At 71.7% G+C, this 15,315-nt stretch carries 14 protein-coding genes; 9 read left to right on the forward strand and 5 right to left on the reverse strand.

What is annotated here, in order from left to right:
- Window positions 1–75 precede the first annotated feature (75 nt).
- Complete coding sequence (locus tag ACFWPQ_RS16620) at window positions 76–1,590, reverse strand: MFS transporter (protein ID WP_384034422.1); 1,515 nt, start codon at window positions 1,588–1,590, stop codon at window positions 76–78.
- A 97-nt stretch (window positions 1,591–1,687) separates the two neighbouring features.
- Here ACFWPQ_RS16620 and ACFWPQ_RS16625 point away from each other — a divergent pair, with 97 nt between their 5' ends.
- Complete coding sequence (locus ACFWPQ_RS16625) at window positions 1,688–2,263, forward strand: TetR/AcrR family transcriptional regulator (protein WP_384034424.1); 576 nt, start codon at window positions 1,688–1,690, stop codon at window positions 2,261–2,263.
- A gap of 48 nt (window positions 2,264–2,311) precedes the next feature.
- Here the strand turns inward: ACFWPQ_RS16625 and ACFWPQ_RS16630 are convergent, their stop codons facing one another.
- Together ACFWPQ_RS16630 and ACFWPQ_RS16635 are read right to left on the reverse strand one after the other, a co-directional pair.
- On the reverse strand, window positions 2,312–2,926 hold the full coding sequence (locus ACFWPQ_RS16630; RefSeq protein WP_384034427.1) for a hypothetical protein: 615 nt from the start codon (window positions 2,924–2,926) through the stop codon (window positions 2,312–2,314).
- 48 nt (window positions 2,927–2,974) lie between these two features.
- Window positions 2,975–4,273: a PucR family transcriptional regulator gene (locus tag ACFWPQ_RS16635; protein WP_384034430.1), complete on the reverse strand. Its 1,299-nt coding sequence runs from the start codon at window positions 4,271–4,273 to the stop codon at window positions 2,975–2,977.
- 142 nt (window positions 4,274–4,415) lie between these two features.
- Here ACFWPQ_RS16635 and ACFWPQ_RS16640 point away from each other — a divergent pair, with 142 nt between their 5' ends.
- Both ACFWPQ_RS16640 and pruA read left to right on the forward strand, forming a co-directional pair.
- Entirely contained in the window at window positions 4,416–5,342 is a 927-nt protein-coding gene (locus ACFWPQ_RS16640) for a proline dehydrogenase family protein (RefSeq protein ID WP_384034433.1), read from the forward strand.
- Window positions 5,343–5,405: 63 nt separating this feature from the next.
- The gene (gene pruA, locus ACFWPQ_RS16645; protein WP_384034436.1) at window positions 5,406–7,037 is read left to right on the forward strand and encodes an L-glutamate gamma-semialdehyde dehydrogenase; all 1,632 of its coding nucleotides are present in this window, start codon (window positions 5,406–5,408) and stop codon (window positions 7,035–7,037) included.
- 141 nt (window positions 7,038–7,178) lie between these two features.
- Here the strand turns inward: pruA and ACFWPQ_RS16650 are convergent, their stop codons facing one another.
- Complete coding sequence (locus tag ACFWPQ_RS16650; RefSeq protein ID WP_384034439.1) at window positions 7,179–8,039, reverse strand: helix-turn-helix transcriptional regulator; 861 nt, start codon at window positions 8,037–8,039, stop codon at window positions 7,179–7,181.
- A gap of 88 nt (window positions 8,040–8,127) precedes the next feature.
- On the opposite strand from ACFWPQ_RS16650, the gene ACFWPQ_RS16655 reads away from it, so the two are divergent.
- From ACFWPQ_RS16655 to ACFWPQ_RS16665, 3 genes are all read left to right on the forward strand, one after another.
- On the forward strand, window positions 8,128–8,823 hold the full coding sequence (locus ACFWPQ_RS16655; protein WP_384034442.1) for an SDR family NAD(P)-dependent oxidoreductase: 696 nt from the start codon (window positions 8,128–8,130) through the stop codon (window positions 8,821–8,823).
- 45 nt (window positions 8,824–8,868) lie between these two features.
- The gene (locus ACFWPQ_RS16660) at window positions 8,869–9,408 is read left to right on the forward strand and encodes a GNAT family N-acetyltransferase (RefSeq protein ID WP_384034445.1); all 540 of its coding nucleotides are present in this window, start codon (window positions 8,869–8,871) and stop codon (window positions 9,406–9,408) included.
- Between the two features lie 274 nt (window positions 9,409–9,682).
- Window positions 9,683–9,814 (forward strand): hypothetical protein, encoded by a 132-nt coding sequence (locus ACFWPQ_RS16665; protein ID WP_294004210.1) that lies wholly within the window; start codon window positions 9,683–9,685, stop codon window positions 9,812–9,814.
- A 115-nt stretch (window positions 9,815–9,929) separates the two neighbouring features.
- Here the strand turns inward: ACFWPQ_RS16665 and ACFWPQ_RS16670 are convergent, their stop codons facing one another.
- Complete coding sequence (locus tag ACFWPQ_RS16670; protein WP_384034448.1) at window positions 9,930–11,477, reverse strand: purple acid phosphatase family protein; 1,548 nt, start codon at window positions 11,475–11,477, stop codon at window positions 9,930–9,932.
- Window positions 11,478–11,609: 132 nt separating this feature from the next.
- On the opposite strand from ACFWPQ_RS16670, the gene ACFWPQ_RS16675 reads away from it, so the two are divergent.
- From ACFWPQ_RS16675 to ACFWPQ_RS16685, 3 genes are all read left to right on the forward strand, one after another.
- Window positions 11,610–12,653, forward strand: coding sequence for a 3-isopropylmalate dehydrogenase (locus ACFWPQ_RS16675; protein WP_361289811.1), 1,044 nt, complete (start codon window positions 11,610–11,612; stop codon window positions 12,651–12,653).
- A gap of 340 nt (window positions 12,654–12,993) precedes the next feature.
- The gene (locus tag ACFWPQ_RS16680) at window positions 12,994–14,082 is read left to right on the forward strand and encodes a branched-chain amino acid aminotransferase (protein ID WP_384034451.1); all 1,089 of its coding nucleotides are present in this window, start codon (window positions 12,994–12,996) and stop codon (window positions 14,080–14,082) included.
- A 124-nt stretch (window positions 14,083–14,206) separates the two neighbouring features.
- Window positions 14,207–15,280 carry a hypothetical protein gene (locus ACFWPQ_RS16685; RefSeq protein WP_384034454.1) on the forward strand — a complete coding sequence of 358 codons (1,074 nt, stop codon included), beginning with the start codon at window positions 14,207–14,209 and terminating at the stop codon, window positions 15,278–15,280.
- Window positions 15,281–15,315 lie beyond the last annotated feature (35 nt).

Here is a 15,315-nt window from a genome sequence, read left to right on the forward strand (position 1 = left end):
TCCTCAAACGCCGGACGGGCTGGGTAGACCAGCCCGTCCGGCGTTTGCATGGTCACCTCCTGCGCAGCCGTATGCTCACCGCCTCCGTAGTGTCACCCCCGCCCCCACCGCCGCCAGCGCCAGCAGCACCGCCCCCGCGATCGCCGCCCCCTGCATCCCGCTGGTGAACGCCTCCCGTGCGGTCCGGGTCAGGGCTTCTCCCGCGGGCCCCGGCAGCCGGCTCGCCGTGGCCAGCGCGCCGCCCAGGGTCTCGCGGGCCCCGGCCGGGGCCGTGGCCGGCATCTCGTGGCGGTAGACCGCGGTACCGATCGAGCCCAGCACGGCCATGCCCAGCGCACCGCCGAACTCCGCGGCCGTCTCGAGGAGCGAGGACGCCGTCCCGGCCCGCTCCACCGGCGCGGCGGTCATCGCCAGGTCGGTCAGCTGGGAGACGATCGCGACCATCCCGCAGGCGAGGACACCGGCGCCGGTCAGCACCAGCCACAGCGAGTCGGTGCCGATCAGGGCGAGCAGCACGAACCCGGCCGCCATGGCCGCGAAGCCGCCGGCGACGACGTACCCGCGGTCGACGCCCCGTTGCACCAGCTGAGCTGTGAGCGGCCCCGCGGCTCCGATGAAGACCGAGGGCAGCAGACTCCACAGCGCCGCCGCGAGCGGGCTCATCCCGAGAACCGACTGCAGGTACTGCGTGGTGAAGATCGCCGAGCCCATCATGGCGAGCGAGGCGACGAGGTTCAGGACCAGCGCCGGGGTGAAGCCGTGGCCCTTCAGCAGGGCCGGCGGGATCAGCGGGGAGCCGGTGGTGCGCTGGCGGCGGACGAAGAGGGCGGCGAAGAGCAGGCCGACGGTGACCGAGACGACGTAGAGCGGGTGCCAGCCCTCGGAGGGGATCTCCTTGACGCCGTAGATCACCGGGAGCACGGCGGCCATCGAGAGCGGGACGCTCAGCCAGTCGAAGCGGCCGGGGGAGGGGTTCCGGGACTCGGGGAGCAGGAACGGGCCGAGCAGCAGGAGCAGGGCCATCGCCGGGAGGTTGACCAGGAAGACCGAGCCCCACCAGAAGTGCTCGACGAGGATCCCGCTCATCACCGAGCCGAGCGCGATCCCGCCGGTCATCACCCCGGACCACAGGCCGATCGCCTTCGCGCGCTGGCCGGGGTCGGTGAACATCGTGCGCAGCAGCGCCATCGTCGACGGCATCAGGGTCGCCCCGCCGATGCCGAGGACCGCGCGGGCGGCGATCAGGGTCCCGGCGCTGTCCGCGTAGGCGGCGAGCAGCGAGGCGCCGCCGAAGGCCGCGGCGCCGAACAGGAGCAGACGCCGGCGGCCGATGCGGTCGCCCAGCGCGCCCATCGTCATCAGCAGGCCGGCCAGGACGAAGCCGTAGATGTCGAGGATCCACAGCTGCTGGGTACCGCTCGGTGCCAGGTCCGCGCCGATCGCCGGGAGGGCGAAGTAGAGGACCGAGACGTCCATCGAGACCAGGAGCAGCGGGAGCATCAGCACGCCGAGCGCGGTCCATTCGCGCCGCCCGGCCAGGGCGTCGGTGTCCGGTGGAGTGGTTGCGGTCGTGCTCGTCGGGTTCGTCATACCGAGGAATGTACGGGCGTCTTAAACGCTTGTCTAGAACGCTTGTATAAGTCATGCGTCTGGGACGGCTGTATGGATTCCGGGTAGGGTGGTCGGCATGGGACACCGTGAGGATCTGCTGGAAGGCGCCAAGCGCTGCCTGCTGGAGAAGGGGTTCGCGCGGACGACGGCGCGCGACATCGTCAGGGAGTCGGGCACCAACCTCGCCTCGATCGGCTACCACTACGGCTCCAAGGACGCGCTGCTCGCGCAGGCCTACATCGCCCTGGTGGAGGAGATGTCCTTCGAGGGCGGCGACGGGGGGCTGACCGGAGCGCCCGGCTCGATCGAACGGTTCCGGGAGGTGTGGTCGAACATCGTCGACAGCATGCGCGGGCCCGGCTCGATGTGGCGGCTCAGCGTGGAGATCGTGACGATGGGCGATCAGATGCCCGAGGTGCGCGACCAGTTGGCGCGCGCCCAGCGCGAGGGCGGCCGGGGGCTGACCTCGCTGCTGATGGGCGTGCCGGAGGAGGAGGTCTCCGACGAGACCGCCGACACCCTCGGCCGCTTCTACATGACCCTGATGTCCGGCCTCATCTCGCAGTGGACCTTCGACCCGAAGACCGCGCCCGACGGCGACGCGCTCGCCGCGGGGCTGCGCCAGATCGTCGAGGCCGCGAACCGGAGTTGACGCGGCGCGGCGCGGGTGCCGGCGGCCGGGTGGTTCCGGTGCGCCGGTTCAGCCGAGCGGGTACGTCACCACGGCGCGGGCCGGGAACCGGAGCACGTCGTCGTACAGCGGTGAGCGCTCGACGGTGACCCGGACGCCGTCGACGGGGTCGTAGTACCAGACGGGGCTCTGCAGGCCGGGCCCGCACAGGCCGTCCGGGAGCTTGTACGGCTCGCCGGCCACGCCGACGCTGCCGTTGCTCTCGTCGAACAGGTCCGCGTCCGCCGGCACGATGCCCGCGCCGCGCAGGTAGTCCGAGAGCAGGCCGCTCCGGAAGGACAGGACGGCCCTGCCGTTCCGGGTGAAGTAGTGGACGTCGGAGGCGTCGGACGGGATCGGCGTGCCGTGGACGAGGATCCGGTCCGGCAGCCGCTGCTCGCTTCCGGCACAGGCCCGTTGGTCGCCGAGCGGCTGGGGCAGGTCGTCCCGGAAGAGCCAGACGGCTCCGGCGGCGAACCCCGTCAGGGCGAGCCCCGCGATCCCCAGCGCGGCCGACCGGCGGCCCGGCCGGGGCCGTACCCCCGCACCGTTCTCCTCCGCAGGCGAAGCGGCCGCCTCGCCCTGCCGTATGTCCGGACCCGAATCGCCCATGTCCGCCCCCGCCGACATTCTTGATGTGAACACGCGGAGCATACGCCGACCGGCACCCGCACACGGCCCGGAAGGCGCACCTCAGGCGAGCCGGGCCCCCTTCAGCGCCATGTGCAGCAGCAGGCGGTCCTCGCCGTCGTCCAGGTCGAGGCCGGTGAGCTGCTCGACCCGGGACAGGCGGTAGTACAGGGTCTGCCGGTGGATGCCGAGCGCGGTGGCCGTGCGGCCCGCCTGGCCCGCGTGGTCCAGGTAGACCTCGGCGGTGCGGGCCAGTTCGTGGTGGGCCGGGGCGAGGAGGGGGGCCACGACCGGGTCGTGCGTCGCCTCCGGCGGCAGCGCGGTCAGCAGGCGGTACGGGCCGATCTCCGCCCACCGGGCGACCGGCCCGAACCGCGGCTCCGCCAGTGCGGCCCGGGCGGCCGCCGACGCCTCCTGCCAGACCGCGCCCAGCTCCGCCAGCCCGGTCCGGGCCCCGCCCACGCCCGCGGCGCAGGCCCGCGTGCCGGGGACCGGCCCCGCCGATCCCGCGGCCACGGCCGCCGCCGTCCGCGCCCCGGCGCCGTGCGCCGCCGCCGACCGGGCCTCCTCCGCCTCCTTGAGCAGCCGGGCGGCGGCCGTCAGGGCAGGGGTGGCGGTGTCCGTGCTGCGCAGCCGGACCAGGACGGCCAGGCTGTGACCGGCGGCCCCCCAGGGCAGTGCGCACAGCGCGGTGGCGTGCGGGACCGTGCGTGGGGACGGCGCGTCGTCCGGGTCGGCGGACGGCCAGGGGGCGACACAGACCAAAGTGTGCGGGACGTCCGCACGGACGCCCAGGGCCGTACGGAGTTCGGCCACCGCCATGTCCTGCTGCCAGCCGCTCTCCGCGACCAGCACCGCCCGCAGCTCCCGGCCGAGGCCCGCCCCCGCCTGCGCCTCGTCCGCGAGCAGTGCCCCGATCCGCCCCGCCACCCCCATGGCGGCGGCCAGCTGGGGGTCCGTCGGACCCGGATCGGAGTCGAGCAGCCACACATAGCCGAGGACGACACCCCGATGGCGTACCGGCAGACAGATCCGCCCCCGGTACACCCCGGCCTCCGGGGTCGGCGGGATCCGGACCGGTCCGGTCGCGCGGGTGATGCCGAACCCCTCGAACCAGGTGCGGACCGCCGTCGTGGAGCGCCGGGTCAGGATCGAGCGGGTGCGGACCGGGTCCAGCGCCGACGGATCGAGGTCGCCCTCACTGTCGTAGGCCCCGAAGGCGATCAGCTCGAAGTCGCGGTTCTCCAGGGTCGCCGGGACGCCCAGCAGCTCCGAGATCTCGTCGACCAGCTCCTGGTAGTCGCCCTTGAATTCGGATGTCACCCGGGCATTCTCCCGCAATTCACGGACGCCTTCATACATCTGTCTGAGATCCGCTGCGCGGATGCGTGACAGCTGTCGATGGCCCACGATCGGAGGGATCCTTGACTATCACGGTGGTTCCCCGTGCCGTATCCGAATCGTCGGATCGCGGCCTGTCTGGCATGTGTTGTGGAGGTGCCCCGTGCTGGGTCCCGTGATTCTCGCCGCGTCGCGCAGCGACCGGATGCGACGTCTGATCTCGGCGGCCCCGGTGACGAAGCAGGTCGTCGACCGCTTCATCCCCGGTGAGTCGGTCGCGGACATCGTCCCGATCATCGAGGAGCTCACCGGCCGCGGCCTGGAGCTGACGATGGACGTCGTCGGCGAGGACATCACCACCCCCGAGCAGGCCACCGCCGCCCGGGACGCCTACCTCGCGCTCGTCGAGCGGCTGAAGGGCCTCGGCCTGGGCGAGCGGGTCGAGATGTCGGTCAAGCTGTCCATGTTCGGACAGGCGCTGGACGGCGGTCACGAGCTGGCCCTCGCGAACGTCCGCCCGGTCGTCGAGGCCGCCGCCGCCATCGGTACGACCGTCACCCTCGACGCCGAGGACCACACCACGCTCGACTCGATGTTCGCCATCCACGAGGAGCTGCGCCGGGACTTCCCGCAGACCGGCTGCGTCATCCAGGCCTACCTCTTCCGCACCGAGGCCGACGCCCGCCGCCTCGCCGCGGCCGGCAGCCGGGTCCGCCTGGTCAAGGGTGCCTACAAGGAGCCCGCCGAGGTCGCCTACCAGCAGAAGCACGAGATCGACAAGGCGTACGTACGGATCCTGCGGACCCTGATGGAGGGCGAGGGGTACCCGATGGTCGGCTCCCACGACCCGCGCCTCATCTCCATCGCCCAGGAACTCGCCCGGCTCGCCGGCCGCAAGCCCGACGACTACGAGTTCCAGATGCTGTACGGCATCCGCAGCGACGAACACCTGCGCCTCGCCGCCGAGGGCCACCGCATGCGCGTCTACACCGCCTACGGCACCGACTGGTACGGCTACTTCATGCGCAGGCTCGCGGAGAAGCCGGCGAACCTGCGCTTCTTCGTCCGCTCCGTGCTCAGCAAGGGCTGAAGCGCCATCCCTCCCGCCCGCCTCCCTGCAACACCCGCTCACGTACAAGGAGTTACGGATCCCATGGACGCTGTGACCCAGGTCCCCACCCCCGTTAACGAGCCGGTGCACGGCTATGCCCCCGGCTCGCCCGAGCGCACCCGCCTGGAGGCGAAGCTCAAGGAGCTGGCCGAGAACCCGATCGAACTGTCGATGACCATCGGCGGCGAGAAGCGGCTCGGCGGCGGCGAGCCCTTCCAGGTCGTGCAGCCGCACCACCACAAGGCCGTCATCGGCACCGGCCGGCACGCCACCCAGCAGGACGCACAGGACGCCATCGACGCGGCCCTCGCCGCCGCGCCGGCCTGGCGCGCGATGTCCTTCGACGACCGCGCCGCGATCATCCTGCGCGCCGCCGAACTGCTCGCCGGCCCCTGGCGCGAGACCATCGCCGCCTCCACCATGCTCGGCCAGTCCAAGACCGCGCAGCAGGCCGAGATCGACAGCCCCTGCGAGCTGGTCGACTTCTGGCGGTTCAACGTCCACTACGCCCGCCAGATCCTGGCCGAGCAGCCCCCGGCCAACTCCCCGGGCGTCTGGAACCGCCTCGACCACCGCCCGCTGGAGGGCTTCGTCTACGCGATCACGCCGTTCAACTTCAGCGCGATCGCCGGCAACCTGCCGACCGCGCCGGCCCTCATGGGCAACGTGGTCGTGTGGAAGCCGTCGCCGACCCAGACCCACGCCGCCGTGCTGCTCATGCGGCTGCTGGAGGAGGCGGGTCTCCCCAAGGGCGTCATCAACCTCGTCACCGGCGACGGCATCGAGGTCTCCAAGGTCGCCCTCGAACACCGCGACCTGGCAGGCATCCACTTCACCGGCTCCACCAAGACCTTCCAGTACCTGTGGAAGACGGTCGGCAACAACATCGAGAAGTACCGCTCCTACCCGCGTCTGGTCGGCGAGACCGGCGGCAAGGACTTCCTCGTCGCCCACCCGAGCGCCGACCGGGCCGTCCTCAAGACGGCGCTCACCCGCGGTGCCTTCGAGTACCAGGGCCAGAAGTGCTCGGCGACCTCCCGCGCCTACATCCCCGCGTCCATCTGGAACGACGGCTTCCGCGAGGAGTTCGCCGCCGAGGTCGACTACCTGACCATGGGTGACGTCACCGACCTGTCGAACTTCGTCGGCGCCGTGATCGACGACCGCGCGTTCGCCAAGAACAAGGCCGCGATCGACCGCGCGAAGACCGACCCGTCCTGCGAGATCGTCGCGGGCGGCTCCTACGACGACTCGGTCGGCTGGTTCGTCCGCCCGACCGTCGTCGTCTGCAGCGACCCGGAGAACGAGGTCTTCCGCACCGAGTACTTCGGCCCGTTCCTCGCCGTGCACGTCTACGAGGACGACGAGTACGACGAGATGCTGACCCAGATGGAGTCGGTGTCCGACTACGCGCTCACCGGCTCGGTCATCTCCAACGACCGGGCGGCGGCCGCGTACACGATGGAGAAGCTGCGCTACGCGGCCGGCAACTTCTACATCAACGACAAGTCGACCGGCGCCGTCGTCGGCCAGCAGCCCTTCGGCGGCGGCCGCTCCTCCGGCACCAACGACAAGGCCGGCGCCCCGCAGAACCTGCTGCGCTGGACGCTGACCCGCGCGATCAAGGAGACGCTGGTCGCGCCGACCGACTACGCGTACCCGCACATGGGCTGACCCCCAGCCCCCCGAGCACGGGCCGGGAAGCCTGACCCACGAGCAGGCTTCCCGGCCCGTTCCCATGGGCGGATCCGTCCCGTTCGGATGGGCGGATCCGGTCCGCGCCGCCCGCCGCCCGCCGCCGTCAGACCGTCGCCGTCAGTCCGTCGGCGTCGTCGCGTCCCTGAACCCGGCCTCCGCCTCGGTGTCCGGCGCCGCCGACAGGATCACGATCTTCAGCTCCGAGTCGCCGTCCGTCAGGACGTCGCAGTCCACCGCCACCGGCCCCACCCTCGGATGCTCGACCGTCTTGCGGTCCTCGCGGTGGCCCGCCACCGTGCCGCTCGCCCACATCCGGGCGAACCGCTCGTTGCCCTCGGACAGTTCCCTGATCAGCTCCGCCAGCCGGGCGTCCCGCGGAAAGCGGCCGGTCGCGCGGCGCAGGTCGGAGACGAGGGCCAGGTCCGAGCCGTCGACGTCGTCGACGTGCACCGGCCACCAGGTGACACGGACGTCCGCGGCGCCGACCGGGAACCGCTCCCGGGCGAAGTTGCGCAGCTCCGGCGGGGTGGCCGACGGGTCACCGAGGAGCGCGGCCCAGCGGGCGTTCCAGCACAGCAGCTGCCAGTGCGCGGTGAAGACGGCGACCGCGACGTCCCCGAGCCGGCCGAGCACGCGGCACACACCCGGCGGGAGGTCGTCGGGGATCGGACCGCCGTCCGGCGGGACCAGGCCCGCCATGCGGTAGAGGTGCTCGCGCTCGTCGGCGGTGAGCCGCAGGGCACGGGACAGGGCGGCGACCACCTGCCCGGACGGCGCCGTGGCGCGGCCCTGCTCCAGCCGTACGACGTAGTCCACCGACACCCCGGCCAGCTCGGCGAGTTCCTCGCGGCGCAGCCCTGTCGCACGCCGGGTCCGGCCGGTCTCGGGCACGCCCACGGCGGCCGGCGACAGCCGCTCCCGCCAGGCCCGGATCGTCGGGCCCAGACCGGCTTCCTCTTTCCTGGCCATGACCTCCATCCTGCCCCAACCCGGTGATCCTGGTAATGCCGTTCCTACGGTCACGGCGTCCCTGGCAGCGGCTCCGCGCCGGGCAGACGATCGGTCCATGACCATCACCTTCATCACCGGGGCCAACAAGGGCCTCGGCCGCGAGACCGCCCGCCGCCTCGCCGCACTCGGCCACACCGTGCTCGTCGGCGCCCGCGAGCCGGAGCGGGGCGCGGCGGCCGCCGACGCGCTCGGCGCGCGGTTCGTGCGGATCGACGTGACCGACGACGCCTCGGTCGCCGCCGCGGCCGCCGACGTCGCCGCCCACGAGGGCCGGATCGACGTACTGATCAACAACGCCGGCGTGGCAGGTCCGCACGGCGACCCGGGAGAGCTCACCGCCGCCGACGCCCTCGCCGTCTTCGACGTCAACCTCTTCGGCGTGATCCGCACGACCACCGCGTTCCTGCCCCTGCTGCGCCGGTCGGCGGACCCCGTCGTCGTCAACGTCAGCAGCGGACTGGGGTCGGTCGCCGTCACCCACGACCCGGCCCGCATCGAGTCCACGGTCGTGGCGCCGCTCTACAACTCCTCCAAGGCGGCCCTCGTCATGCTCACCACCCAGTACGCCAAGGCCTTCAAGGACATCCGCGTCAACGCCGTCGACCCCGGTTACACGGCGACCGACCTCAACGCCCACAGCGGCCCGCAGACCGTCACCGAGGGCACCGACGCGATCGTCCGCCTCGCCACCGAGCCGTCCGACGCCGGGACGGGGCGCTTCATCGACCGCCACGGCCCCGTCGCCTGGTAGGCCGTACGGCCCCGCGGTCCGGTGGCCCCGTACGACACTGGGGCCATGTCTCTCACCGTCGCCCACACCGCCGACCTCGACCCCGCCGACCTGCGCGCCGCCCGGGCCCTCCTGCACGAGGCGTTCGGCGGGGACTTCGCCGACAGCGACTGGGAGCACGGCCTGGGCGGCCTGCACGCCCTCGTGCACGACGAGGCGGGGCTCGCCGCCCACGGCTCGGTCGTCATGCGCCGCGCCCGGCACCGGGGCCGCTGGCTGCGCGTCGGCTACGTCGAGGCGGTGGGCGTACGGCCCGACGCCCGCCGCCGGGGGCTGGGCGGTCAGGTGATGGCGGCGCTGGAGGGGATCGTCGGCCGGGCGTACGACCTGGGTGCGCTGTCCGCCAGCGAGGACGGGGCCCGGCTCTACACCGCCCGGGGGTGGGGGCGCTGGGGCGGACGGGTCTGCGCGGTGTCCCCGGCGGAGGGGATCGTGCGGCTGGCGGACGAGGAGGGGGACGTGTACGTGTGGCCCGGCCTCGCCGGGGACGTCCTCGACCCCGCCCACGAGCTGATCTTCGACTGGCGGGACGGGGACGTCCTGTAACCCGTTCGCCCCATCCGTTTCAGACGTCAAAACCCCAGGTCACTGTCGTGTGACCGGCTTCGCCGTCTCAGATAGTAGGAAGTCCGAGTAATTGTGCAGACAGAAGCGGGCCGCTCCCTTACTTTTGTAGGAGCCGAACGTCTCGCTCGATCAAGCGAATGGCGGTCGTGAGCCGGGCCCCGTGCAGGCAACCCCTGCGGCACCGCTCCCCGCCCCTTCCGGCGTCTCGTATCCCCCCTGCCGTACTCCATGTATGTCGAAGGAGTCGATTCCCATGGCCGAGACGACCGTCCGCCGCCGAGTCCGCCACGTGTCCCGCACGAGCGATTCCGACCGCAAGAACGCCGCCGCCGCTCTCCAGCGCGCCCTCGACCGCCGCGACAACGGCGGCGAGACCGGCCACTGAGCACACGTCATAAACGCCGGTAACACGTGTAACGCCCCCCTCGACGGGAGCCGCACCCGCACGGGGTACGGCGCGGCCGGGACAGCCGCGCCGTACCCTGCGGAGACTCCCCGCGTCACTGCCCGCGCCGTACCTCGAAGTGGTCGATCCGCGCACCGCTCTGCGCCAGCGCCGACACCGTCAGCCTCGGGGCCGTACCCGCCTCCGCCTCCACCTTGAGGAAGGAGAAGCCGGTGTACCGCACCCGCGACCACTCCACCGTCTCCGCCACGTTGTGCTGCCCCTTGGCCCAGTGGAAGCTGTCCACCGCGCCGTGCCGGGTGACGTGCCCCTCGTAGCTGTCCCTGACCCCGGACGGGAACGCGTACAGGTTCCGCCCGCCGCCGCCCGCCGTGACGTACACGATCCCGTCCCGCGTCGGGTCGGTCGAGCCGCCGACCGGGACCGCGCGGCCGACCCCGCCGTTCCTCACCGCGTCCGTGCGCTCGTAGACGTGGTTGTGGCCGTTGATCACCAGGTCCACCTGGTACTTGGTGAACAGCGGCAGCCAGGCCGCCCGGATCCCGCCGTCGGAGGCGTGCGAGGACGTCGAGTACGCGCAGTGGTGGAAGAAGACGACGACGAAGTCGACCCCCTTCGCCGCCCGCAGCTCCTTCAGCTTCTTCTCCAGCCACTTCGTCTGCCGGCCGCCGCTGTAGCCGAGGTTGGCGGGGATCTCGTACGACACGTCGTTCGCGTCGAGCGCCACGAAGCCGACGTTGCCGTAGGTGAACGCGTACACGCCCGGCGAGCCGTGCGGGTCGAAGCCGTTGTCCGGGAGGGCGAAGCGGGCGTACTGGCCGCCGTAGCCGTCGGGGGAGTACCAGGCCTCCATGTCGTGGTTGCCGGTCGTCACCATCCACGGGACGGACCGCGCCACCGGGTCGTTCTGCTTCAGGAACCGGTCCCACTCCGAGGCGTCGTAGCCGTCCGAGGTCTTCCCGGCGCCGTTGCCGTCCGCGTAGCAGATGTCGCCGGCGTGCAGGTGGAAGGCGGGGTTCTGCTTCAGCAGCGCGTTGTCGCTGGCCTTGCCGGCCTGGCTGACGCCCTGGTCGCCGAAGGCGGTGAAGACGAACCGCTCCGGGCTCGCGGGCGCGGTGCGGAACGGGGTGATGGCGGAGCGGTGGCTCGGCGCGGCCGGGTCCCAGCCGTCGTGGCCGACGCCGTAGTAGTACGTGGTGCCGGGCGTGAGGCCGTCCAGGGCCGCGTGCACGTAGTACTGCTCGACCACCGGGCGCACCCCCTGCACCCCGGGCGTGTGCAGATGCCGGATCTCCGCGGCGACACGCGTGCCCAGCTCGTCCGGGCGTGTCCCGATCCGCACGAACGGCTTGCGCACCGCGGACGGCACCTGCCAGGAGATCCGCATCCGGGTCCGCGGGTCGGAGCCGAAGGCGAGATGGCGGCCGAACGGCACGACCGTCGCGCCCCGCACCGCCGAGGTGGCCGGTGCCGGACTCGCCGACTTCGCCGCACAGCCGGCGACCAGCCCGCCGCCCGCCATCGCGCCCGCCGTCACCAGGGTGCGGCGGCTCACCAGCCGGGTGCGCAGGTACTCGTACTGCTCGGCCATGCTCATCCGGGCGGCCAGCCGCGGCGGGATGCCGAAGTCGGGGATGTCCATGAGGAGGACGCTGCCCAGCGCAGGCCAACACCAGCCACACATACGGGTGAACGCAGGTCGACGGAACGACCCGCCCTGTCCGTATGCCGGACGATGTGTGTCATCCCATGGGACGAGGAGTAGGGTGCCCGCATGTCTCGCAGCATCAATCTCGCAGTGATCCCCGGTGACGGCATCGGGCAGGAAGTCGTGGCCGAAGGCCTCAAGGTCCTCTCCGCCGTCCTCCCGCAGGATGTGAAGCTGGAGACCAAGGAGTACGACTTCGGCGCCCAGCGTTACCACGCCACCGGTGAGACCCTCACCGACGCCGACCTCGACGCGCTGAAGCAGCACGACGTCATCCTGCTGGGCGCCATCGGCGACCCGAGCGTGCCCTCCGGCGTCCTGGAGCGCGGCTTCCTGCTGAAGCTCCGCTTCGCCTTCGACCACCACGTCAACCTGCGTCCGTCGAAGCTGCTCCCGGGTGTCGCCACCCCGCTGGCCGGCGAGCCGCAGATCGACTTCGTCGTGGTCCGCGAGGGCACCGAGGGTCCGTACACCGGCAACGGCGGCACCATCCGCAAGGGCACCGAGCACGAGGTCGCCACCGAGGTCTCCGTCAACACGGCCTTCGGTGTCGAGCGCGTCGTCCGGGACGCCTTCGCCCGCGCCCAGGCCCGCCCGCGCAAGAAGCTCACGCTGGTCCACAAGAACAACGTGCTGACCTTCGCCGGGCACCTGTGGACGAACATCTTCAACAAGGTCGCCGCGGACTTCCCCGAGGTCGCGACGGACTACATCCACGTCGACGCGGCGACGATCTACCTCGTCACCGACCCCGGCCGCTTCGACGTCATCGTCACCGACAACCTCTTCGGCGACATCATCACCGACCTCGCCGCGGCCGTCTCCGGCGGCATCGGCGTCGCGGCGAGCGGCAACATCAACCCGAGCGGCGAGTTCCCGTCGATGTTCGAGCCGGTGCACGGTTCCGCGCCCGACATCGCCGGCCAGGGCAAGGCCGACCCCACCGCCACGGTCCTGTCCGTCGCCCTGCTGCTCCGCCACCTCGGCTACGAGGCCGAGGCCGCCCGTATCGACGAGGCCGTCACCGCCGACCTCACCGAGCGCCAGGGCAAGCCCGCCCGCTCCACCTCGGAGATCGGCGACGCGCTCGCCGTACGAGTAGCCGGCTGACCCTGCCCCAGAGCAAAAGGCCTGGGGGGACCCCCAGGCTTCTCCGATCACTCAGAAGCCGCCGGGTCGCACAAGCGCTCGGCGGCTTCCCCATGCCTGCCGCCGGGTGCCACCATCAACCCCGGGTCCGCATTCACCCCGATTCCTTCCACCCCGGCCCCCGCGTGATAATCGAACGCGGAGCCGCGCCATGAGGGAATGCTCGGACGTCCTAGGACAAGGGTGTGTGCGCGGCCCATCACTACAACCGGTGCTGCATCTCCCGGGGGACAACCCCCGGACCCCCGGCCGAAAGACCGCAGCCGCCCCGGCCCAAGCCTGGAAGCGAAGGACCCTACTGATGACGACGCCCACGATCGAGCTCAAGCCGTCCGCGCACCCGCTGCCCACCGCGGAGCGGCAGGCGATCCTGGCCAACCCCGGATTCGGCCGCCACTTCACCGACCACATGGTCACCATCAAGTGGACCGAGGGCCGCGGCTGGCACGACGGCCAGCTCGTTCCGTACGCGCCGATCCCCCTCGACCCGGCCACCAACGTCCTGCACTACGCCCAGGAGATCTTCGAGGGACTGAAGGCCTACCGCGGCCCCGACGGCTCGGTGGCCACCTTCCGCCCCGACCAGAACGCCAAGCGCTTCCAGCGCTCCGCCCGCCGGCTCGCCATGCCCGAGCTGCCGGTGGAGACCTTCATCGAGGCCTGTGACCTGCTGGTCCAGCAGGACAAGGACTGGGTCCCGGCGCACGGCGGCGAGGAATCCCTCTACCTGCGCCCCTTCATGATCGCCACCGAGGTCGGCCTGGGCGTCAAGCCGGCCAACGAGTACCTCTTCCTGGTGATCGCCTCCCCGGCCGGCGCCTACTTCCCCGGCGGGGTCCGGCCGGTCTCCATCTGGGCCTCCGAGGACCGTGTCCGCGCCGTCCCCGGCGGCATGGGCGACGCCAAGACCGGCGGCAACTACGCGGCCTCCCTGCTCGCCCAGGCCGAGGCGGCGGCCCAGGGCTGCGACCAGGTCTGCTACCTCGACGCGGTCGAGCACAAGTGGGTCGAGGAGCTCGGCGGCATGAACCTGTACTTCGTGTACGGCGACAAGATCGTCACCCCGACCCTCACCGGTTCGATCCTCGAAGGCGTCACCCGCGACTCCCTCCTCACCGTCGCCCGCGACCTCGGCTACGAGTCCGAGGAGGCCCGGGTCTCCATCGAGCAGTGGCAGCGCGACTCGGAGAACGGCACCCTCACCGAGGTCTTCGCCTGCGGCACCGCCGCCGTGATCACCCCGGTCGGCACCGTCAAGCGCACGAACGCCGAGTGGCAGCAGTCGGGCGGCGAGCCCGGCGAGGTCACCCTCAGGCTCCGCGAGGCGCTCCTCGACATCCAGCGCGGCACGGTGGAGGACAAGCACGGCTGGATGCACCGGCTCGGCTGATCCGGCCGACCGCACCACCGGTGGTCCCGCCGGCCGCACCAACGGGCGATCTTCGACCGACCGTTCGACGCGTAGTGCCTCCCCCGTGCGGGTATCTCCTGAGTCCACGGGGGAGGGAGCACGCGTGAGCGGACGATCGCCGATGCCACGGCTGCGCTGGCTGATGCGCACGTTACGCACCCCGCGCCGCCCGCAGAGCCTCACCGTGCTCGCCCTGCTCACCGCCGTCGCGGCCCTGCTGCTGTGGCGGGCCTCGTCCATGGGCAACTACGGGCAGAACCTCGCCCTCAACCTCGGCACCGACATCGTCGGCGTGGTCGTCACCGTGTTCGTGATCGGCCCCCTGATATCCCGGGCCCAGGAGGGCCGGGTCCGCGAACACACCCGGCTGGACTACGAGTGGTTCGCCGGGCAGGTGCACGGCTCGACCTCCAACGTGAAGGTCCTGGACACCTTCTCCAACCTGTTCGGACCCCAGTTCTCCGAGCGCCTGTTCCGGGGCGTCAGATCCGCCACGGCGAGCGGCGCCCGGGTGCAGATCCTGCTCCTGGACCCCGACTCCCTCGCGGTCATCCTGCGCGGCCGCGAACTGGGCGAGCAGAGCGCCGACATCCGCCGCGACATCATGCGCAACCTGCGCACCCTGGACGCGTTCGCCCGCCGCCTCGACACCACCTCCCGGCAGCTGCTCGAGGTACGGCTGTGCTCCACCTCCCCCGGTGTCACCCTCTACCGCTGGGACGAGCGCTGCCTGGTCTCCTTCCTGACCGTCGGCCGGCTCTCCGGCGAGGGCGTCCAGCTGGAGGTCGCGGTCCGCTCCCCGCTGGGCACCTTCGTCGAACAGCGCTTCGACGAACTCTGGCAGCAGGGCAAGCCGATGGAACGGTTCACCCGCATTCCCGTCACCCTCGTCGACGCCACGGACGGGCGACGGGAGTTCGTCTGCCACTTCGTCTTCCTCGACGACCGCCTGTACGTCGCCGCCCCCGACCTCGTCACCTACCTGGCCCGCCACCGGCTCGACCAACTCAGCGCCTACAGCGAGGCACTGAGCGGGTCCGGCGCGCACGACGTCATCGTCGTGGACGACGAGAGCGAGCTGCACCGACGGCTCATCCAGCACTTCGGGGAGAAGTACGATGCGCGGGCGGCCGCCTTCGTGGAGTTGCGGCCGTCCACGGTCCTGGTCACGGAATGACGGTCCTGGTCAAGGAATGACGGTCCTGGTCACGG

It is taken from the genome of Streptomyces sp. NPDC058464, from assembly GCF_042721035.1.
Taxonomy (GTDB): Bacteria; Actinomycetota; Actinomycetes; order Streptomycetales; family Streptomycetaceae; genus Streptomyces.

Bases quoted from the DNA above. Each gene is read 5' to 3' on its own strand.
- ACFWPQ_RS16620 (WP_384034422.1), bottom strand. From the start codon at position 1,590: ATGACGAACCCGACGAGCACGACCGCAACCACTCCACCGGACACCGAC.
- ACFWPQ_RS16625 (WP_384034424.1), top strand. From the start codon at position 1,688: ATGGGACACCGTGAGGATCTGCTGGAAGGCGCCAAGCGCTGCCTGCTG.
- ACFWPQ_RS16635 (WP_384034430.1), bottom strand. From the start codon at position 4,273: ATGTATGAAGGCGTCCGTGAATTGCGGGAGAATGCCCGGGTGACATCC.
- pruA (WP_384034436.1), top strand. From the start codon at position 5,406: ATGGACGCTGTGACCCAGGTCCCCACCCCCGTTAACGAGCCGGTGCAC.
- ACFWPQ_RS16650 (WP_384034439.1), bottom strand. From the start codon at position 8,039: ATGGAGGTCATGGCCAGGAAAGAGGAAGCCGGTCTGGGCCCGACGATC.
- ACFWPQ_RS16655 (WP_384034442.1), top strand. From the start codon at position 8,128: ATGACCATCACCTTCATCACCGGGGCCAACAAGGGCCTCGGCCGCGAG.
- ACFWPQ_RS16660 (WP_384034445.1), top strand. From the start codon at position 8,869: ATGTCTCTCACCGTCGCCCACACCGCCGACCTCGACCCCGCCGACCTG.
- ACFWPQ_RS16665 (WP_294004210.1), top strand. From the start codon at position 9,683: ATGGCCGAGACGACCGTCCGCCGCCGAGTCCGCCACGTGTCCCGCACG.
- ACFWPQ_RS16670 (WP_384034448.1), bottom strand. From the start codon at position 11,477: ATGGACATCCCCGACTTCGGCATCCCGCCGCGGCTGGCCGCCCGGATG.
- ACFWPQ_RS16675 (WP_361289811.1), top strand. From the start codon at position 11,610: ATGTCTCGCAGCATCAATCTCGCAGTGATCCCCGGTGACGGCATCGGG.
- ACFWPQ_RS16680 (WP_384034451.1), top strand. From the start codon at position 12,994: ATGACGACGCCCACGATCGAGCTCAAGCCGTCCGCGCACCCGCTGCCC.